21 protein-coding genes are annotated in these 19,079 nt (G+C 42.7%); 5 read left to right on the top strand and 16 right to left on the bottom strand.

Translation table 11 applies throughout. From position 1 onward, the window contains the following. Positions 1 to 2: 2 nt before the first annotated feature. From EDD68_RS10265 to acpS, 7 genes are all read right to left on the bottom strand, one after another. Positions 3 to 878, bottom strand: a complete 876-nt coding sequence (locus EDD68_RS10265; protein ID WP_132372185.1) for an RsbT co-antagonist protein RsbRA — start codon at positions 876 to 878, stop codon at positions 3 to 5. Positions 879 to 1,285: 407 nt separating this feature from the next. Then, positions 1,286 to 1,636, bottom strand: a complete 351-nt coding sequence (locus tag EDD68_RS10260; RefSeq protein WP_132372184.1) for a type II toxin-antitoxin system PemK/MazF family toxin — start codon at positions 1,634 to 1,636, stop codon at positions 1,286 to 1,288. Positions 1,637 to 1,640: 4 nt separating this feature from the next. After that, entirely contained in the window at positions 1,641 to 1,916 is a 276-nt protein-coding gene (locus tag EDD68_RS10255; protein ID WP_132372182.1) for an antitoxin, read from the bottom strand. Positions 1,917 to 2,191: 275 nt separating this feature from the next. After that, a complete protein-coding gene (alr, locus tag EDD68_RS10250; RefSeq protein WP_243646834.1) occupies positions 2,192 to 3,313 on the bottom strand; it encodes an alanine racemase in 1,122 nt (373 codons plus the stop codon). 150 nt (positions 3,314 to 3,463) lie between these two features. Continuing rightward, positions 3,464 to 4,480, bottom strand: coding sequence for a LolA family protein (locus EDD68_RS10245; RefSeq protein ID WP_132372179.1), 1,017 nt, complete (start codon positions 4,478 to 4,480; stop codon positions 3,464 to 3,466). A 52-nt stretch (positions 4,481 to 4,532) separates the two neighbouring features. Further along, positions 4,533 to 6,029: an NAD(P)H-hydrate dehydratase gene (locus EDD68_RS10240; RefSeq protein WP_132372177.1), complete on the bottom strand. Its 1,497-nt coding sequence runs from the start codon at positions 6,027 to 6,029 to the stop codon at positions 4,533 to 4,535. Positions 6,030 to 6,087: 58 nt separating this feature from the next. Continuing rightward, complete coding sequence (acpS, locus tag EDD68_RS10235; RefSeq protein WP_132372176.1) at positions 6,088 to 6,462, bottom strand: holo-ACP synthase; 375 nt, start codon at positions 6,460 to 6,462, stop codon at positions 6,088 to 6,090. 202 nt (positions 6,463 to 6,664) lie between these two features. Between acpS and EDD68_RS10230 the strand changes: the two genes are divergently transcribed. From EDD68_RS10230 to EDD68_RS10220, 3 genes are all read left to right on the top strand, one after another. Then, on the top strand, positions 6,665 to 7,420 hold the full coding sequence (locus EDD68_RS10230; RefSeq protein WP_132372174.1) for a rhomboid family intramembrane serine protease: 756 nt from the start codon (positions 6,665 to 6,667) through the stop codon (positions 7,418 to 7,420). A gap of 124 nt (positions 7,421 to 7,544) precedes the next feature. Further along, positions 7,545 to 8,471, top strand: coding sequence for a DMT family transporter (locus tag EDD68_RS10225; protein WP_132372172.1), 927 nt, complete (start codon positions 7,545 to 7,547; stop codon positions 8,469 to 8,471). A 19-nt stretch (positions 8,472 to 8,490) separates the two neighbouring features. Then, positions 8,491 to 9,345 (top strand): DegV family protein, encoded by an 855-nt coding sequence (locus EDD68_RS10220; RefSeq protein WP_132372171.1) that lies wholly within the window; start codon positions 8,491 to 8,493, stop codon positions 9,343 to 9,345. Between the two features lie 216 nt (positions 9,346 to 9,561). On the opposite strand, the gene EDD68_RS10215 is transcribed toward EDD68_RS10220, so the two are convergent. From EDD68_RS10215 to EDD68_RS10205, 3 genes are all read right to left on the bottom strand, one after another. Continuing rightward, positions 9,562 to 10,848 (bottom strand): MFS transporter, encoded by a 1,287-nt coding sequence (locus EDD68_RS10215; RefSeq protein ID WP_243646833.1) that lies wholly within the window; start codon positions 10,846 to 10,848, stop codon positions 9,562 to 9,564. 274 nt (positions 10,849 to 11,122) lie between these two features. Then, positions 11,123 to 11,599 carry a YppG family protein gene (locus tag EDD68_RS10210; protein ID WP_132372169.1) on the bottom strand — a complete coding sequence of 159 codons (477 nt, stop codon included), beginning with the start codon at positions 11,597 to 11,599 and terminating at the stop codon, positions 11,123 to 11,125. A gap of 81 nt (positions 11,600 to 11,680) precedes the next feature. Continuing rightward, complete coding sequence (locus EDD68_RS10205; protein ID WP_132372167.1) at positions 11,681 to 11,929, bottom strand: glutaredoxin family protein; 249 nt, start codon at positions 11,927 to 11,929, stop codon at positions 11,681 to 11,683. Between the two features lie 205 nt (positions 11,930 to 12,134). Here EDD68_RS10205 and EDD68_RS10200 point away from each other — a divergent pair, with 205 nt between their 5' ends. Continuing rightward, on the top strand, positions 12,135 to 13,232 hold the full coding sequence (locus EDD68_RS10200; RefSeq protein ID WP_132372165.1) for an SDR family oxidoreductase: 1,098 nt from the start codon (positions 12,135 to 12,137) through the stop codon (positions 13,230 to 13,232). Positions 13,233 to 13,249: 17 nt separating this feature from the next. Here EDD68_RS10200 and EDD68_RS10195 read toward each other — a convergent pair whose 3' ends face one another. Continuing rightward, positions 13,250 to 13,729, bottom strand: a complete 480-nt coding sequence (locus EDD68_RS10195; RefSeq protein ID WP_132372163.1) for a MarR family winged helix-turn-helix transcriptional regulator — start codon at positions 13,727 to 13,729, stop codon at positions 13,250 to 13,252. A gap of 138 nt (positions 13,730 to 13,867) precedes the next feature. Here EDD68_RS10195 and EDD68_RS10190 point away from each other — a divergent pair, with 138 nt between their 5' ends. Beyond that, positions 13,868 to 14,479, top strand: a complete 612-nt coding sequence (locus EDD68_RS10190; protein ID WP_132372162.1) for a class I SAM-dependent methyltransferase — start codon at positions 13,868 to 13,870, stop codon at positions 14,477 to 14,479. A 27-nt stretch (positions 14,480 to 14,506) separates the two neighbouring features. On the opposite strand, the gene EDD68_RS10185 is transcribed toward EDD68_RS10190, so the two are convergent. The 5 genes from EDD68_RS10185 to EDD68_RS10165 all read right to left on the bottom strand — a co-directional run bounded on the left by EDD68_RS10185 (position 14,507) and on the right by EDD68_RS10165 (position 18,891). Beyond that, entirely contained in the window at positions 14,507 to 15,907 is a 1,401-nt protein-coding gene (locus tag EDD68_RS10185) for a hypothetical protein (protein ID WP_207902571.1), read from the bottom strand. Between the two features lie 35 nt (positions 15,908 to 15,942). Then, positions 15,943 to 16,617, bottom strand: a complete 675-nt coding sequence (locus EDD68_RS10180) for an ABC transporter ATP-binding protein (RefSeq protein WP_243646832.1) — start codon at positions 16,615 to 16,617, stop codon at positions 15,943 to 15,945. A gap of 217 nt (positions 16,618 to 16,834) precedes the next feature. Next, complete coding sequence (locus EDD68_RS10175) at positions 16,835 to 17,734, bottom strand: cysteine hydrolase family protein (RefSeq protein ID WP_424399166.1); 900 nt, start codon at positions 17,732 to 17,734, stop codon at positions 16,835 to 16,837. Between the two features lie 94 nt (positions 17,735 to 17,828). Continuing rightward, positions 17,829 to 18,122, bottom strand: coding sequence for a hypothetical protein (locus EDD68_RS10170; protein WP_132372155.1), 294 nt, complete (start codon positions 18,120 to 18,122; stop codon positions 17,829 to 17,831). A 214-nt stretch (positions 18,123 to 18,336) separates the two neighbouring features. Continuing rightward, on the bottom strand, positions 18,337 to 18,891 hold the full coding sequence (locus EDD68_RS10165) for a short-chain dehydrogenase (RefSeq protein WP_132372154.1): 555 nt from the start codon (positions 18,889 to 18,891) through the stop codon (positions 18,337 to 18,339). Between the last annotated feature and the right edge of the window lie 188 nt (positions 18,892 to 19,079).

Raw genomic sequence — 19,079 nt, 5'->3', positions numbered from 1 at the left:
TATCACTCCTTGCTAAGCGTTTCCAGCAGCTCTTCAATTTTATCTCCGCTCCCATCCATATCTATGATCCTGCGGCCGGTGAGTTCCAGTGCTGCCTCGAAACCCTTTTTTAAGGAGCTTTTAGTCGGAAAACGTTCCAGATTAATTCCCAGATTTACAATCGTCTGGGCTATTTCAGGACGAATCCCTACCAAAATGCAGGTCGCTCCGATGAGCCGAACAGCTTCTGCAGCCTGTATGATATGGTGAGCAACCATTGTATCTACCACTGGTACTCCCGTTATATCCATAAGCACTACCTCAGCATTATGTTTGGTGACACCATGGAGCAAATTTTCCATGATCAGTTTTGCCCGCTCAGTATCGATAGTCCCTATGAGAGGCATAATGGTGATTCCCTGCACAACAGGAATTAGAGGGGCTGATAATTCCTGGAGGGCCACTTTTTGAAGGGATACTATGTTTTCCCAGTTTCCTGAATATTCATTGACAAGGTGATGGATAATGGGGTCAATCCAGTCATCTACCATATGCAATACCTCGATACAATCTTCTTTTGTCACAATTTCTGTTTGATTCAACAGATAATCAACCGTAACATTTCGAAAAACCTGCATCCCATCCGTTAAATAACTCAAAGGCCATCCTAATTGAATGAGCCTTTCCGAAAATGTTTTCAGCTCTTCCGTCGATCCTTTGTTCTCCACCATTGAAAAAATCACATTGGCGAATTCTCTATTTGTACCTTCAAACAGTTCATCTGACACTTCAGCGACCTGCCCGAGCTTTTTTTTATGGTTTTGATCCACTTTTCTCAGCCATAATCGGATGATTTCATCACTGTTTTTTAACACCAGTCCTTGAAGTTTCTTGTTCACGCGTGTTATCCCCCCATCTTTTATTTTACAACATTTTCTTACACACTAATTTATCATGTAATTAATGTTTAAGCTACTCGACCAGAAAAATCTATATCTTTTCATCGCCAGCCATAAGTACACATGCATGTTTGGGCAGATCCCCCCACTTCAAGAGATTGAGCTAATTCCCCGGGGATTCAGTCTGAGTATAATGAATCTTAATTCTCTGGGTGATTCCCTTCTCATCCTGGGCGGTCGTTCTTTCAGCCTGAACGACTGTACTTCTTTCCTCGAACCCCAACCATTATTTACCCATGATTAAGGCTGACGATCTATGATCCAATCTTCATCAAACGCATTTTAATATCATGGTTTCCCTATTCTGATAGACAAAAAAAGCTGCTCTATCTATCTTATAGAGCAGCTTAAAAATCGATGAGTCCGAGACTGATTTGCAAAGCCTCATCTACCCGTTCCATCAATTGATCATCCAACTTTGTAATTTTATCCGTTAAACGCTGTTTATCAATTGTTCGTATTTGTTCCAGTAAAATAACCGAGTCACGCTCAAAGCCATATTTTTTGGCGTTGATTTCCACATGAGTCGGCAGTTTAGCCTTCTGTATTTGCGCGGTAATGGCTGCAACAATGACTGTGGGACTGAAGCGATTTCCGATATTATTTTGGATGACTAACACAGGGCGCACGCCTCCTTGCTCAGACCCGACAACAGGGGAAAGGTCGGCAAAATAGACGTCGCCTCTCTTAACAATCAACCTGTTACACCCCGCTCACTAGGCGCTCAAGGGTGTTTTCTGCTTCTTCTTCAGCTTGAAATGCCTCACTCGCAATATTCAAGTTAATATTGGCCATCTCAATATAACCGCGGCGCATAGATTCACGAATATGGTTTTTTTTCTTATCGCGCAAATACTTTTCTGTTGCCTGGCAAATCAAATCGCTTCGGTCTACTTTTTCGTACTTAACTAAACCATCAATCTCTTCTAAGATCCGTTGCGGAAGCTTAATGACGATCTCCTGCGATCTCTCGGACACAACAAAACACCTCCACCGTCTAATCCCACATGACAAAAATCCAATTCCATCATACCATGACCGGATTCCATTTTAAAGGGCATGATGGCATATTTTTGGCTGGTAACATCTTTATTTTCATTTTTTACAAAAAAAGTTTCATTTATCCCGTGAATTGCCCTGAAAATCCCTTATTTGACAAATCTTATACCGCGGAGTTTATTTTTTGGCAAAAAATGAGCACAGACTTCTCAAACTACCTGTGTCAGGGGCAACATACACGTCTTTCCAAAATTTTAATTCCCGGTATAAACTCTAGGCACTCGATAGCTAATTAAACAGGGAACTTCATAATTGATGGTTCCAAGCCGATCGGCAACATCGTCAACAGAAATTTCCTGTCCTTTCTGTCTGCCGATCAGGGTGACCTTTGTCCCTATTTCATAAGGGCCGTCGAGACGAACCATAAATTGATCCATGCAAATGCGGCCAACAATTGGCACTCGTTTCCCGTCAATTAACACATCTGAATCCTTTAGCCTCCTGACCCACCCATCAGCATACCCAACAGGTACTGTTCCAATCCACTCTTCTGTTTTGGTTTGATAGGTTGCCCCATAACTGATAGCCTCTCCAGGAGGAAGTTTTTTGACATGGGTTAAGCGGCTGTGCAGTGAAAAAGCCTGTTCCAGTTCAATTGGCTTTAGTCCTTTCACATCCGGGGAAGGGTACAGTCCATACATACCGATTCCAAACCTTACTGCGTCATACATCTCATCAGGAAACCGCATACTCGCTGCGCTGTTTCCGGTATGAATCATAACCGGGTCGGGATAGAGATCATAAAAAGTTTGAAGCAGTGACCTAAATCGTTCTTGCTGTTTTGTGAAATACGTTATTTCTTTTTCATCAGCCGTAGCAAAATGAGTAAACAACCCCTCAATCCGGAATGGAGAATCGTTTAATGTGGTCAAGAGCTGTTCCAGTTCATCACTGGTCCGAACCCCGATTCTCCCCATGCCTGTATCCACTTTTATGTGAACACCAACCGGACGATGAATAACATTTCTAGCCTGTTCTACCCATTCCTTTTGGAACACTGTGACGGTAATATTATACTTTTCTGCCATTACAGCATCTTCTGGGCGGACCCAGCCCATTACAAGGATGGGGGCAACAATGCCAGCTTTTCTTAGATGAATGGCCTCATCCAGCAGTGCAACGGCAAGACCCGCAGCCCCTTCATCCAGAGCTGTTTCAGCCACCTGTATATCACCATGTCCATATGCATTTGCTTTTACGACAGCCATAATCTTTTTTTCCTCGGGCAAAATAGCCCGTAGATTACGTATATTCCTCCGAATAGCATTCAGGTTGATTTCTGCCCATGTATCGCGGTAATACTTCTTCTGGGACAAAGGTGGCATCTCCTCTCATGACGGTTCTTTTCTACCATTATTGACTTCGCAAAGAGGGATGTCAACCAACGGAAAAACGCAACATACAAAAATCGCCTGTAAGTCAGGAAAAGCAGACTCCCTGATATGAGTCTGCTTCAATGATTAGGATTATTTAACCGCTGTTCCCTGGACGGATCTGGCTACTTCAATCATTTCTTCCCTGGTTAATTCTTCACTGGCTAGATAAAACCTCATGCCGTTGTAAGTCCATTCCAAACTGTTGTCTGTTAATGCTCCCATTGTAAACCCAAGATTGACGGGTTCACCCTCCACCGATACAGGAACGGTCAAGCTTGTAGGAACTTCAGTATATTTTTCTTCAATTAATGTAAAGGTTTTATTTCCAGAAAAGGTCAAAATCGCTCGTTTTCCGCCATCAAATGATACTTCTTTCTGATCTTCCAGTTCTGTACCCTCTGGTTTGTACATCGGGTAATAAACGGTAAACGGGGTATCTTCCTCTGACGCCATAGCTGGCAGGCTGATGGCACTGCTGGTTAGATTTTTCTCTGTATCAAAATCCTCTTCTGAAAACTCCGGATCAAAATCAAATTCCGTAAAACTCACTTCCACCAGTGGATTGTAGTCCTTGTCGAACACTTTTACCATCTTCGGTTTCAAGGTTTTTTTGTCAAAGTATATTTCCTGGTATGGAAGGTTTTTGTTGCTTTGATAGTTGGTCTTTGCTTTGAACATGTAATGGCTATCTGTTGTGTTAAAGGTCAATTCAGAATCTTCTAGTAGATCTTTGATCAAAGAGGTATAAAGATAAGGCTGGCTGCTGTTGTGGGGCCAGTCGCTCTGGAACTTAAAGCTTTTTCCAAGAGCCGGTGTTAAGACAAAAACCCCGTCACTGTTCCGTAAAATAATCTGGCTGCTTTTTTCATCATCGGGATTTTCCAGATGGACCCGATACAAGTCTTTCTTCTTATGCCAGACATTGATTTGATAACTTTGCACTTCTTCGCCTGTTTTCAGGTTCATCTTCGCCTGGGCTTTATAGCCGTTCATGTTTTCGGCTTTCTTTTCAAGGGAATCGATGACATCTTCTTTGGACTGATCTCCACAGGCAGCCAGTACAATCAGTAGACATACAAACATGAAGAGTACGTACTTTTTGTTCATACTCACAACTCCTTTGCCTCTTTTCAAAGGGCAAGGGAACGCTGCCACTGCTTTACTTACAAATTGTACGAAGGGTCATGGGTAGTCCTTCTATGACATCGGAAGCAAGCAAATCATATCGGGAATGGGTATGACGGGTTAGAATTTCAGCTGTCTTTCCATGAATAAATCTGCCGTTGCAAAGGGCTTCTGTAATGTGATGGCTTTGAAGCAGAAGCCCTAGCAGTATCCCGGATAACACATCCCCGCTTCCTCCTTTGGCAAGACTTTCATTTCCTGTTGTCACTACATACTGATCTCCGTCTGTTGTGGTGATGATCGTATACGGGCCCTTCAACAGGAAATAGACACCGTATTCTGTGGAAAACGCACGGGTAAGGGAAAATGGATTTTGTTTTAAGGCAGAAACCGTTGTATCTAATAAATCCGCCGCTTCTTTAAAGTGAGGTGTTAAAACAACCGGAGCTGTATGTTCTTTCAGCATATTTTTCATTTTTTTCAGGTGATATAATCCGTCAGCATCAATAATGATCGGGATATTTGCAAGCCTCAAGATGTCTTCAAACAGAGATGCACTTTGCTCTGAACGTCCCAGTCCCATTCCAACAGCTGCTGCATGAAAGGAATCGATGTCCAGGGTTTTTAGATTTAAATCCGTATAAGTTGCCTCTGGGACATAAGGTGCAATGGTGGAAATGAGATGATGTGATGCCGCAATGCTCACCAGACCAGCTCCGGCCCGTAATGCCGCCCGGGCTGCCATCATCACCGCTCCCGGCATATTTGGAGCACCGCCGATGATCAGCCCCCGTCCGTGGCTGCCTTTATGAGAAAAACGCTCCCGTACTGGAAAGGTCCGTACTACATCCTCCTTTAGCCATACCTTTTTTCCCGGACGATTGACCAGAGATTCCGTGAACAGACCGATATCCACCACTTCCAGCTCACCATAGTATTGTGCATTTGCTTCTATGAATGCCGATTCCTTCGGGCATTGAACCGTAAACGTTTTATGTGCCTTAAAAGCCACTTCTGTTTCCACGCCTTCATCACTGGACAGTCCAGTTGGAATATCCACGGCAAACCTCATAGCCTGTTCACACTTGTTTGCTTTGTCCACGATTTCAGCATAAGGAGACCTCAACGCCCCTTTTGTCCCAATGCCGAGCATGGCATCAATAATGACATCCATTCCTTCTAATCTCACAGCCAACTCACCATTCTGTAATCGATGAAAAGGGACGCCCACATTCTGAAGGATGTTTAGATGATAAAGAGCATCTCCTTTGATCTTTTCCTCAGGAACAAGGCTGTAGACCCTTACCCTATATCCTTTGAGGTACAATGTTCGAGCTATGACAAACCCATCTCCTCCATTGTTCCCTGGTCCTGTCAGAACCAGAATTTCATCCTGTTTAGAAATTTCCTTCATGATTCCCTCGGCAATGGCTCTGCCGGCGTTTTCCATTAACATTTTCCCTTCTAATCCTACTTCCTCCATGGTAAACCGATCCACTTCGTACATCTCACTGGCAGTGACGATTCGCAAGTTCGTTCCCTCCTACCTGCACTTAAAATATATGAGACAAGGAGTTTAATTATGCAGACTAGCCCTGATCAATCGATTTTTCAATAATGACCTGGGCAACGGCAAACTGTTTACTGTGGGATATCGATACAAACGCTTCCGTCATTTTGCTTCCTTTCACGAAAATTTCTGGCTTTCCCCATTGATCCGGTATAATTTCGATATCCTTGAAAGATAATGTTTCCCCGATTCCCGTCCCATTAGCTTTCGCAAAGGCTTCCTTGGCTGCGAAACGGCCGGAAACAAATTCCATTTTTCGTTTGTGGGAAGGAATTTGTTTCAGAAGTTCCATTTCCCTTTTGCTTAATACTCTGTTTAAAAAGCGACCGTTTCGCTTGATGGCCTGTTCGATACGGTAAAGTTCCACCAGATCAATGCCCGTTCCCTGAATCACAAACTATCCCTTCCTTTTCATGGCTGCATAACCACATTCTTTTTTGTCTATATGTATAATAGTACATAAGAGAAACTTGAAGCGACCGGATTTTCAAAAACTGAACGGCTCTATACGATCAAGGAAAGATGACGGAGCCCGCCGGCTGATGAAAATCTTTCTTCCGTCAATATGATTTTAACTATAACGAAAAGGTGATAACATGTTTATCCGTAACGAAAGTTTTAAAGATTTCTTGAGATTCTATCCCGTCATCAGCACCCTTGTAACCATTCATATCCTTCTATGGATCACCACGGAGGTCATTCCCCTATCCTTTTTTATGGAATTAAAACAGCTGGGTGTCGGCCATAATGGACTGATTAAAAGCGGTGAATACTGGCGGATTGTTACAGCAATGTTTTTTCATTTCGGCCTGATGCACACCCTTTTTAATTCTTTTACACTCGTGTTATTCGGTCCTGCCCTTGAAACGATGCTCGGCAAAATGAAATTTATCCTCTTTTATTTGTTGACAGGAGTCGGCGGCAATGTTGCCACTCTCTATCTCGCACACGACTTTGTCATACATGCTGGAGCCTCCGGGGCAATCTACGGTCTATTTGGCATTTATGTATATATGATGATGTACAAAAAGCATTTAATGGATGATCAGAGTTCCCAGATTGTAAAAGTCATTCTTATATTAGGTCTTATTATGACATTTTTAAGAACGAATATAAACATCTATGCCCACATTTTCGGTCTTCTGACAGGATTTGCGCTTGGCCCGCTGCTCCTGCATAACGTGCGTCCCTTTTTTACCGGTACTTTAAAGAGATATGCCGTTGATGATAATGAGATCCATTTTGACCCTGATCGCTGGCGAAAGAAACGCATTCCCTGGAAAAAAATCGTGTTGGTGCTGTTCTGGGGAGCTATCCTGACCCTGGTTATTCTCGAAATGTTCGTTCGATAGATTTAGGTTGATATTTTTCACTTTACCCGGGCAAAAACCATGATAAAATGAACATAATATATACTTGAATTTAAATCATCCCCATATACAGGATTAGATGATTGAATCGTGCGGGAGGAGTAAAATGGATAAAAAACTGATTGGCCCGTACATTGCTGTTACCATTGGTGTTATCTCGGTTTCAACAGCTGCTGTTTTAGTCAAACTTGCTGACGAAGCGCCCGCATCTGTCATTGCCAACTACCGCTTGTTCCTGGCGGTCTTGATTATGAGTCCCTATGTTTTATGGAAACGTCTGCACGAATTTAAGTTCGTGACAAGAAAAGACTGGCTTCTGACAATGCTAGCAGGAGTTTTCCTCGCGTTTCATTTTATTCTCTGGTTTGAATCATTGAATTTTACTTCGGTAGCCAGCTCAGTGGTGCTTGTGACGATGCAGCCCATTTTTGCTTTTTTAGGCACGTATTTTTTCTTTCAGGAACGCTTTTCAGCCGGGGCTGTGCTCAGTATGCTCATCGCCCTTACAGGAAGCGTCCTCATCAGCTGGGGAGATTTTCAAATCAGCGGTATGGCTTTATTTGGAGACATCCTTGCCCTTCTCGGCGCCGTCATGGTTACGGGATATTTTTTACTGGGACAGGATGTGAGAAAGCGGCTTTCGCTAATGACCTATACCTTTATCGTTTATAGCATGAGCTCCCTGACACTGCTCATCTACAATCTCATCCTGGATAAACCTTTCTTTGGGTATTCAGGCGATCACTGGCTCGTGTTTTTTGCTCTGGCCATTATTCCAACCTTTTTCGGTCATACTCTGTTTAACTGGGCTTTAAAATGGGTCAGTTCCTCAACGATTACGATGGGAATTTTGTTTGAGCCTGTCGGAGCTTCCATACTCGCCTATTTTGTTCTCGGGGAAATGGTCACATGGTTTCAGCTACTGGGTGGATCTATTGTGATTTTTGGTCTCATGATGTTTATATTCAGTACAAGCAAAAAAAGGAAAGCTTATCTCTCAAAAAAGAGGGTTAGCGATATGAACAAAAAATGAGTATTAAAGGGTGATGATGATGAATATTCAAATTTTGACTGATGGGGGCGCTGATCTCACATCATCTCTGAAAGAACAATATGAGGTAAAAATGATTCCGCTCCATATTCAAATCGGCAATGAACAGTACAGACCAGGGGTTGACCTTGACTTGCCGGATTTTTTTAAGAAAATGGAAGAAACGGATGAACTTCCAAAAACATCGGCTCCAGGACCACAGGCATTTTATGAAGCGTATAAACGGATCCCAGCGGACAAACCCATCTTAATGCTTTCTCTGTCCAAAGGGTTAAGCGCAACCTACCAGAATGCTGTAATCGGGAAACAGATGCTACTGGAAGAAGAGCCGAACAGGCAAATTGAAGTGTTAAATACCAAGACGGCCACATCCGGGATTGCTCTTCTTGTGAAAGAAGCCGGTGAAAAAATAACAGAAGGTCTTACTTTTTCGGAGCTTGTCACACACATGAAAGAAAAAATTGAAAAAACCACTACACTGTTTATTCTAAAAAACCTGGAAAACCTCGTTAAAGGCGGCAGAATTGACCGAGTCAAAGGAGCAATAGCGAAAACATTAAACATCAAACTGCTGATGAATGCCAGTAAAGAAGGGACCATTGAGGTATCAGAAAAAGTCCGGGGAGACAAAAAATCCATCCGTCGTTTTATTGAACAGATTGGAGAATATGCCAGACACTTTGAAAATAAGACGATTTCTATGTCCCACTGCAGGGCTCCGGAAAGAGCTCAGTCCATACTGACAAAAATTAAAGAAAAATATCCTTTTAACGATTCCATGATGGTGGAAATGGGTCCGTTAATCGCCACTTATGCTGCAGAAGGCGGAATTGTCATCGCCTTTTTCAAAGACTAAAAGACTAATAGAACTTTTATTGTAGCCCTCCTTGCCAGGAGGGCTTTCATAGCAGCTGACTGGTCCAAAGATTTGAGGTACAGGGCAACGGGAAGGATTGTCATAAACTCAAGTTTTACATTTTCTTATATGATCAAAAATCCGAACCCATTCATTGAATAACGTTCGGATTTTTGATTACCTGCTGAAATCTTGTCCCAGTCCCTTTCTTATCATTTATGCATGTTCAGAATGATATTTTTCAAAAGAAGGTTTGGGCGAAATAAAAGCAAAAACAGCTGCCAGAAGGGGGAGACCAATCATGACGAACAAGATTTCATCGTATCCGCCAAATGTATCGTAAAAGATTCCAAAGGGAAGAGGGCCAAAAGCTGAACCTAAAACCATCACCGTTTGAGCAATGCCTTTGATACTGCCCAGATGTTCCCGTCCAAAATAGTTCGGCCATACGATATTCAAAACAATCCGTTCTAATCCACTAATCATTCCCCACAAAATACCGTACACGATCGCACCGGCTACACTTTCCACCTGCCACAAGAGCACTATGGCCGCAATGTGACCGACAAAGGTCATCATCAAAATATAATGAACTTGAAAGCGGTCGACTAGATATCCTGTCACAAAGGTTACCGGGAAACCGATGACTGCCATTAACGATAGAACGATTGCTGCTGTTTCGGTAGTCAGTCCCTTCTCCTCCATCATAGACACAAGATGAAAGGTGATTCCTGTATTTACGAGGGCTGGAACACTCACACAAAATAGAATAAGCCAGAACGCCCTTGTTTTCATGGCATGTTTTAATGTCCAGTTTTTTTCTTCTATTTCCACATGCAAAGAAGACTTTTGTTTATGCTCGACCGACTTTTGCCCATCAATTTTTTCCCCAATATCCTCAGGACGGTTTCGGACGAAGATCAGTGCTGATGGTACAAACATAACCAGCAGCATAATGCCCCAGAACACCCATGTTAGACGCCACCCCATCCAGTCAATCAAAAAAGCATTTACAGGCGGAAAGAGGGCTGAACTTAAAAAACCGCCAATCGCCATTATACTGAGAGCTCTTCCTCTGCGTTTAAAAAACCACTGGGGAACAAGGGTATTTGGCAACAGCGTCATAGAACCCTGTCCAAATAACCTGAGCATAAAAAACCCCATGAACATCATCACTGGCCCCGTCAGAAAACTGTTCCAGAAGCATGTGAGGGCGAGGAGAATTCCGGCAGCCGTCATGACTGTCCGTTGACCCATGCGGTCCACATACCTGCCAATGATAAATAATAAAATCCCTGCAACCAGGGTAGCTATTGAATAGAGCCCAGATATGTAGCGTCTTGAGAATTCAAATTCCTCTATATAGTAATCTATAAAAATAGAAACCGAATAGGTTTGCCCTGGTCCGGAGAAAAACAGGCTCATTCCTGCTACTGCCGTAATCACCCAGCCATAGTAAAACGGGGTTGATACGGGGGCTTTTTTAACCTTTGCCTGGTTCAATGATGGTCACCTCTAATACGAAATACGGTACGAATTTTTTTCAATGAAGATTATTCTACCACAATTTATGACAGCAGTCAGGTTTTTACATACCTGTCCCTTGTGTTTTTCTTCACTTATAAAAAAACCGTTCAGCTTTTTCCTGAGACGGATAGCGCACCTCTTTGAGCAATCGGCATCTATTTTGGGCGGGTCACACTCCTTTCCCTGTGAGAAAAGGGATACATTGCTTTATACGTAAAAAAGACAGGTGCTCTCACCTGTCTTCGAGTTGTTACATACCTTTCATCAGCGAACTGAATCCTTTTAAAAGAGGGGTAAGCTGGTTAACGGTTGATACCATCTGTCCTACAGTAGAAAACAATTTATCAAAATCAATCTGCCCATCCTCATTCATAAATGAAGCTAAGATAGGGCCTCCCCCCTTCATCAGTTGATTAGCCCCTCCATAAGGCGAGGTTCCAAACTCAGAGGGAAAAGGCTGAGGGGGTTTCTGAAAAAATTGATAGGGAGCTGAGCCCGGGTTTGCACTCTGGTTGATCAGAGCTGACCAATCCATTTGATTGAAACCAGGCATTTTCGTGATTTCAGAAAACATCTGATTCACCGCAGACAGATCTGGCATGTTCCAGCCTTGGTTCCCCATTCCAGTAGCTTGCCAGCTCGATGGATTTGGAGCTGATAAGCCAGTACCCACAAAAGGATGGTATGGAATACCCATACCCTGCCATTGATCCCCTGGACCAGGCATAAATGAACACCTCCCCTAATCATCGCCCTTTTATAACGTATGATGATCAAGGGGGCTGTTGTTCCTGCTCAGCTACTGGAATTAGTCATTTATATCAATATGAAATGCTGCTGCAAGCCGGTTTTTCTGATATCCCTGAATGTACACCTGATTAACATAGACGACCGGAGTTCCGTAAATGCTTTGATCCTGAAGTTCTTTAAGATATTTCTCATTACCGGTTACATTTTTCTCCACATAAGAAATTTGATAATGCTCCAGAAACTGTATGACCTTTCGACTCTGGGCACAATTTTCGCTCGTATATACAACCGCTTTCCTTTCATCCATAGTCTGATCACCTCAATCTGCACCTTCGTCTCGTTATCCAATACCCTCTCCAGTGAACAGTCAAACAGGAAAAAGGGATTCTCTTGACCAGCAGAGAATATAATAATAAGGAGATGCCGCCGAAACAGTTCTACAAAATCATCCTCACCACAATGAACGAACGAGAAGTGGATGTAAACCTAAAAAACATCCAGGAGGTGTTAAAATGGGAAACACATACTTTTTTACCGGGTATCCGGGCTATATTGCTACATATTTAATCAAGGAATTATTTGTTACCGAACAGCCTGTGGAAAAAATCTATGCCCTTGTTTTGCCATCCATGATGACGAAGGCTGAAGAATCTCTCAGGAAACTGGTGGAAGAAATCAATTTTTCCGAAGAGCAGATTGAACTGATTCCCGGGGATATTACAAAAAACAACCTGGATATGAGCGGGGTACATCTGGAAAAACTCCAGAATGAAGTAAGTCATGTTTTTCACCTTGCAGCCATCTACGACCTGGCTGTCCCTTTCCAGCCGGCATGGGAAGTCAATGTTGAGGGTACAAGAAACGTCAATGATTTTATCGGAATGCTGAACCAGCTGAAACGCTATATATATTTCAGCACTGCCTACGTTGCAGGAAAGCGGCAGGATACCGTCTATGAAACCGATCTCGAGCATCATACAGGGTTTAAAAATTTTTATGAAGAAACGAAATATGAAGCGGAACGGTACGTCCAGTCGCTCGCTAAAGAATTGCCTGTAACAATCATCCGTCCCGGAATTGTGGTGGGACATTCAGAAACAGGGGAAACCTTAAAATTTGACGGGCCCTACTTTATCTTGAATATGTTCCAAAAGCTTCGTTTTCTGCCGATTATACCGTATATCGGCAAAGGCGATGCAACAGTCAATATCGTTCCGATTGATTATGTTATTCAGGCAACGGTTTACCTTGCCCACCTGGAATTAAAAGAAAGTGAAACCTATCATCTGACTGATCCCAATCCATACACAGCAAGGGAATTATACGCCATGTTTATGGATCAATATTTAAACCAAACTCCCACCTTCATCCTTCCCACGATGACCGCAAAAATGTTTTTAAGTATTCCCGGCATCAGAAAGTGGCTCAGGGTTGAAAAAGAAGCCCTTGACTATTTTACAAATCAATGCCAGTTTGACCCTTCCAATGCCCGTAAGAGACTCAGAGACAGCAACATTGAATGCCCGGATTTTCAGACCATTCTTCCCAACATCGTCTCATACTATAAAGAACATGAAAAAGACCCTGACAGGCATATCCTGATCCGATAGGGCCAATGACCACAAATCTATGACTGACTGTTCTGATCTTCTTTGAATTGACTTGCATAGAGACCGAGTTTTTTCAAAAGCTCAATGGCCTGCTCTTTTTCCTGATCAGACAGCCCTCCTGTAATGTGCTCAATTCTAGACCAGTGCTCAGGGAATATTTTATTTAACAGTTCTCTCCCTTTTTCCGAAATGGATCCGTAAATGACCCGCCGATCATTTGGACACGGTTTTCGCTCCAGATAACCTTTCTGTTCAAGTTTATCCACAACGTAGGTAATGCTGCCACTTGCCAGGAGAATCCGCTCACCGATTTTTTGCAGCGGCTGATCACCCTGATGGTATAAAAGTTCTAGAACAGCAAACTCTGTCGGGTTTAAACCATGTTTTAAAATGTTTTCATTTGAAAGATCAATCACTGTTCGATAGGCTTTTGACAAAACAACAAACAGCTTTAAAGAAGGATCACGTTTCTTCTTTTGATATTCATGCTCATTCATGGTCAGACCGCCTTTGCCACTTGGTTAAACCTATTATAGAGTGAATCAAAAACGATTGTCAAAAACACATCTTATTCGACATTTGTCTGATTTATGGCATAATATTGTAGACAATAATCATGAAGGCGGTGATTTTTTTTGCTGGATGATACCGGTGAACGAGTCATTCCTGAATTTATGGATCCTATGAACCATCTATTGTTAGAACATATTGCCCGTTATCAATTTGCTTTGCATTATGTCCATGGAAGGGTTCTCGACCTCTCCTGCGGGGCCGGGTACGGAACCCATCTGATCGCAAAAAAAGCAAAAAATAAAATTGATGAAGTAATTGGAATTGATATTGATCCGAATGTGATTCAATATGCAAAGGGAAAATATTATCACCCGAAATCCACTTTTCTCGTTAAAGATGCCACTGATTCAAATCTGCCGGAAGAATTGGGAGGATTTGATGTCATTGTCAGCTTTGAAACGATTGAACATATTCAAGAAGAAAAAAAAATTTTAGCCAATTATTTTAACCTGCTGAAAGAAGGGGGAACCCTGATTGTATCCACGCCTTTTGGGAAGGGGAGAGGCAAGCCATGCGGGTCTCCTTTTCATGTGCATCAGTTAACACCAGAAGAATTTTGGGTTCTTTTCAAGGGCTATACGGAAACATTCTTTTACGGCCAAAAAGGGGTGTTAATCGAACCTCCCCGTGAAAACGTACACTACCCTTTAGGTATCGCGGTCTGCAAAAAATAACGGGATCTTTCGCGGCGAAAGATCCCGTTATGCAACATTGTCGTTTCCCATGCTGAACCAACTTTTGCTCAGCCAGCTGGATCTGATAATCAGCAGGAATAATAATGGAACAGCCATATAGATTCCCCACAGGAAAATTCCACTGACCGCAAGGGAAACAAATCCGGTTCCCCTTGCCAGATGGATTGGGCCATTATCCCATGAACGGTTTAACCAATTATTAAATTTCCCTGAAATGGCCAGCTGCAAATCCAAATACATCCAGACCATAATCAGGAAAGTAGCAGTTATCATAAGCATAAAATGATGATGATCAAACCCCCAGACAACAAGAGGAAGAAACATAACGACCGCAAAGACATACCATTTCCGAAACGATTGAGCCCATCCGGCCACTTCCCATGGGATGGCAAACATAAATGAACGGGAAAAATGAGACATAAAAACGGCAGAAGCCATCTGGTTAAATATGAAAATGCCGACAGCAAGCCCGATTCCCGCTCCCCAGTTCCCCTGAAGGTTTAATGCAACTCCTGCAATATATACGGCACCGGCCGATTGTAAAATAGGCTCCATTTGGTCTTTTAAATAAGAGCGCCACATTCGGAAGCTGATGGCAGACATCTCATAGGGAAACGGTTTTCGAGCTCGCTCCCCCTGAAAAAACCTCTGTAAAAATTGATAGCGGCGTGCCGGTTTGACATGGGTTTTCGTAATTTGTTGCACAATCCACATCCGCCAGACTCTGGCATCGCTGTAGCTGACCACTTTTCCCCAGTCGATGTTGTAGAGAGGTTGATAGAAAAGCAACAGCCCCGCAAACATGACCAGCAGCCATCCTCCCCCAAGCAGCCAGGAAACTGGAAGGTCTAAAAAGTAGAAAAGGATGCGCAAGGCAAAAAGGACCAGATAGACAAGGGCAACAATCAATGCTTTTGTGAACAAGTTCAATTGAAACAGACGCCATTTCACCAGAATTCCAGACGTTTTTCCGATTAAAAAAGAAATGGATATAAGCATTACCACTGCAGAATCCAGTGGTGTCAACAGGGTCAGCAGTGAGAATAAGGCAACAGTCATCAGGATCGAATAAATTACCTGTTCCAGATAGGCATAAAACCAAACGTTCCTCATTGGATAAGGTAGCAGACCTAACTGATATTCCGAACTGGATATATAGACTCCCGGATCCCGAAAACTATGTACAGTTTGAAGGGCAACCCATCCCAGAAAAAAAATAACCACCCATTCTATAGTGAAAGAGGAGAAAAAAGCTGTAAGCAGTACGGACTGGTGAATCCAGTCCCGCAGGATGATCAGTCCAGGGACAGCAAACAGTGCCAGATAAACCGAAATGGTCCAGTCAAACAATAAATGAAAGACCTGGCGGTATATCTTGATTTTTTTCTCCCATCTTTTCTTTTTCATCCAGATATAGGTGTGAAAAATGGGATATTCCCTCATCATGATTTTCTCCTTTTTAACTCTGCTAAGCGATCAATCTTGCCAGACTCATACACATGTCCATCTCTTAACATGACATATTCATCACTTATATCTTTGATTTTATCCAGCTGGTGACTGGTGATTAGGATTGCTGTGCCCTTTTTCTTTCTCTCCTTCAGCTCATCAAGCAACTCATCAACCGAATAGACATCTAGCCCCATAAAAGGTTCGTCAATGAGCAGCAAAGGAACATCCGGGAGTAGGGCACATATGGACTGCACCTTTTGACGCATCCCTTTAGACAGCGCTTCGGGATATTCATTCATCTTGTCCTCAATATCAAACCTATAAACCAATCGGTCCACTTTCTGATTTAATGCGTTCTCGTCAATTCTGTAGCTTTTTCCGTACAGCTGAAAATGTTGATAAACGGTTAATTCCGACAGCAGCATGGGCTCTTCGGGAATATACGAATACAATCGCTTATACGCGAGATAGTCCTCATCCAGATCCTTATCCTGAATCATGATTTTTCCTTTGCTTTTTTTCTGCCATCCCATAATCGTTTTCATTACCGTTGACTTTCCGGCTCCGTTATGACCAATTAAAGCTGTGATTTGACCCGCATTCACCTGAAATGATATGTCTTTTAGAATCCGTTCATCTCTCATTGATACACCAACATCTGACACAAGCAGACAGCGCTCCATATCTCTATCCGTCCTTTATCACAGGTTTGTCTTTCTTTACGAATGAAGGATGAAAAAGTTTCAATGTAACACCTGTGATAAGGGAAAGCTGTCATCAAATGAACTCGTCGGATTATACAGGGCCAAATAATTCCAGATCCGCCCCCCCTTATCACTCCTCATTTTTGTAAATGGAATAACGAAAAGCCAGATGACCGCACTATTTCCCCCATTGTGCCGAGGTAATACGCTTAATTCCATAGGTTCTTTCCAGATTCCGGTAAGCCTTTTCTGTATCCTCTTCAAATCCGGGAATAGAACTCATACAATCGGTTAGTATATACGTATGCTCCAGCAGGTCACCCTTATTTTCCAGGTGCGAGCAAAGTTGATTGACCGATTCCAACACACAGTGGGATGCCGCTTCTCCAGCAATGATGATTTCATCGTACTGTTTTACCTCGTTGATGACATCTCTACGGGTCAAATCCTTTTCACTATATTCTGGCTCTATGATTCCGTACATTTCACTTAACGGGTCCTCCCCTTTGACAACTGTTTTCAGATCATATTCCCGCAAAACAGAATGAAGATAAGCCATCGCGGCAAACTGGCTTTCCAGCGCATGTCCGTAAGTCCCCTGAAGACAATGATACGGCCAGATGCACAGCTGTTTTTTGCTCGTTTCTTCCAGTTTCCGGACATACCGTTTGCTTTCTTCAGCAAAGTACCGGGGTTTCCATCTTCCCTGCTCCACATCTTCATCATGTATGATGGTTAGTGGTTCCGGTTCATTGCCTCTGGAATCTTCCCACCAGCATGGGTGAAATATTTGCCTCGGCTTATGGGTATCAATGGATACCATGATATGGGTGATGTCTTCAAAGTGATCATAAATAAACTGGTTTAACCGTTCGGCATCTTTCCTGGCTCCTGGAACTCCGAGAGCTCCACCATCCATAAAATCATTCTGCATATCGATGGCCAGAAGCAAAACTTTCTTTTTATCCGCTGTAGCTTTTCTGATACTCTGGTTCTGTACCATTTCCAACAGCTCTCTGAATGAATGTACCCGGGGTTCTCCTGCAGGATGTTCGTTTCTCCATTTTTCAAAAGGCATGTTAAACACAACGTAAACCTCCCCTGTTTTTGTATCTACTATACCATTTCTTGAAAGCAAGCATAAAAAAAAGTGCAGCCCGTCTGGCAGCACCTTACATGTATGTATGGCACCTTTCTGTTACTTTTTTTAATAATTTCTCTAATTGATCTGCGGTAAAATGTTTAATTGGAAGGTAGCCCATTTTTGTCCGCTTTGGATGGTGATCATATTCAGGCAAATGACCTACATAAATATAGCCGCTCAGCGTGCCGTCCTTCAGTTCTGTTACTTTTGAAAGTACATTTTTTTTGCCGGTAGGAAAACGGCTTCTGTGAAAAAAGAATTCATATTTTTTTCCGTCAGGGTGCTTGACCTGCACCAGCTCATACGGCTCGACCATTTTCATGAACTCGTCCAGCCCCAATACGAGTCACCCCTTCCTCCAGGATATATTGCATTTAATTAGACGTTTGAATAATGAAAACGTTTCATTTTTCCGGCAAATCAAACAGATATCAATGTACATTTAAACATGGAAAAATAGCCCCCCTTGTCAGCAGGGGTTCAAATGTATGATGGCCCCGCAGACATAACTTCCCTATTTCATTGGCACCCGTTTCTTACGGGTGGAGTTCCCAGGGTTCCACCTGTCCTACAATGGTTTGTTCCCGACCGTGGTGAACACTGTCCATCACTCCTTCTGAAATCTCGCGGTGAGTCAGCCAGCGGGAATGTCCCCCATCGATTTTGAAACCGAGAAAAATTTCATGATAGTTACATATGGGCAAACACTCCGGCATATGGTTGGTAAAATAAGCCTGAGATTGCTTGACATGGAAGAAATCAAAATTCCTTTTTCTTCCAGATCGGCTCTGCGCATCCATAATCACAGGAATGGCTTCTTTAGCAGTGGAATGAATCCAGGCAATAATCAAATCAAATGAACCTCTCTGATCAATTGCTTCCATCAACTTGTCTCTCAGTTCATCCGTATGGTGATAGTCCACGAGAATACTGGATATACGCTCGGGGTGTTCCGCCTTCTGCATCAGCTGGTGATACCGTTCTTTCCGTCTGCCAATCACAGAAACCTCATATCCTTTTTTTACAAGCCACAGGGTTACATCACTTAACATCCCTGTCCCACCTACAACCAGTGCATGTTTTCGTTTCATTTTATGACTCCCTTATGATATTTTATATTAAATTTGATTATACATCTTAATTGGATATCTCTCATCATTTTCCTGTTTCATCCCCGCTCCACAATAAAAAAACACGCTGTTATGTCAGAAAAAATTCAAAATCGCACCTGATATAGACAAAATAATTAACGGAATACACCAAATCAGGTACAGGAGCC

The sequence above is a fragment of the Melghiribacillus thermohalophilus genome (assembly GCF_004342905.1).
Taxonomy (GTDB): domain Bacteria; phylum Bacillota; class Bacilli; order Bacillales; family Alkalibacillaceae; genus Melghiribacillus; species Melghiribacillus thermohalophilus.
Note: the sequence above shows the minus strand (reverse complement) of the source record. Positions and strands in the feature narration are given on the sequence as shown.

Coding starts and splice junctions, on each gene's coding strand:
- EDD68_RS10175 (WP_424399166.1), bottom strand. CDS start 17,734: ATGCCTTTTGAAAAATGGAGAAACGAACATCCTGCAGGAGAACCCCGG.
- EDD68_RS10170 (WP_132372155.1), bottom strand. CDS start 18,122: ATGAAAATGGTCGAGCCGTATGAGCTGGTGCAGGTCAAGCACCCTGAC.
- EDD68_RS10195 (WP_132372163.1), bottom strand. CDS start 13,729: ATGAATGAGCATGAATATCAAAAGAAGAAACGTGATCCTTCTTTAAAG.
- EDD68_RS10210 (WP_132372169.1), bottom strand. CDS start 11,599: ATGCCTGGTCCAGGGGATCAATGGCAGGGTATGGGTATTCCATACCAT.
- EDD68_RS10200 (WP_132372165.1), top strand. CDS start 12,135: ATGGGAAACACATACTTTTTTACCGGGTATCCGGGCTATATTGCTACA.
- EDD68_RS10165 (WP_132372154.1), bottom strand. CDS start 18,891: ATGAAACGAAAACATGCACTGGTTGTAGGTGGGACAGGGATGTTAAGT.
- EDD68_RS10230 (WP_132372174.1), top strand. CDS start 6,665: ATGTTTATCCGTAACGAAAGTTTTAAAGATTTCTTGAGATTCTATCCC.
- EDD68_RS10185 (WP_207902571.1), bottom strand. CDS start 15,907: ATGAAAAAGAAAAGATGGGAGAAAAAAATCAAGATATACCGCCAGGTC.
- EDD68_RS10220 (WP_132372171.1), top strand. CDS start 8,491: ATGAATATTCAAATTTTGACTGATGGGGGCGCTGATCTCACATCATCT.
- EDD68_RS10205 (WP_132372167.1), bottom strand. CDS start 11,929: ATGGATGAAAGGAAAGCGGTTGTATATACGAGCGAAAATTGTGCCCAG.
- EDD68_RS10245 (WP_132372179.1), bottom strand. CDS start 4,480: ATGAACAAAAAGTACGTACTCTTCATGTTTGTATGTCTACTGATTGTA.
- EDD68_RS10225 (WP_132372172.1), top strand. CDS start 7,545: ATGGATAAAAAACTGATTGGCCCGTACATTGCTGTTACCATTGGTGTT.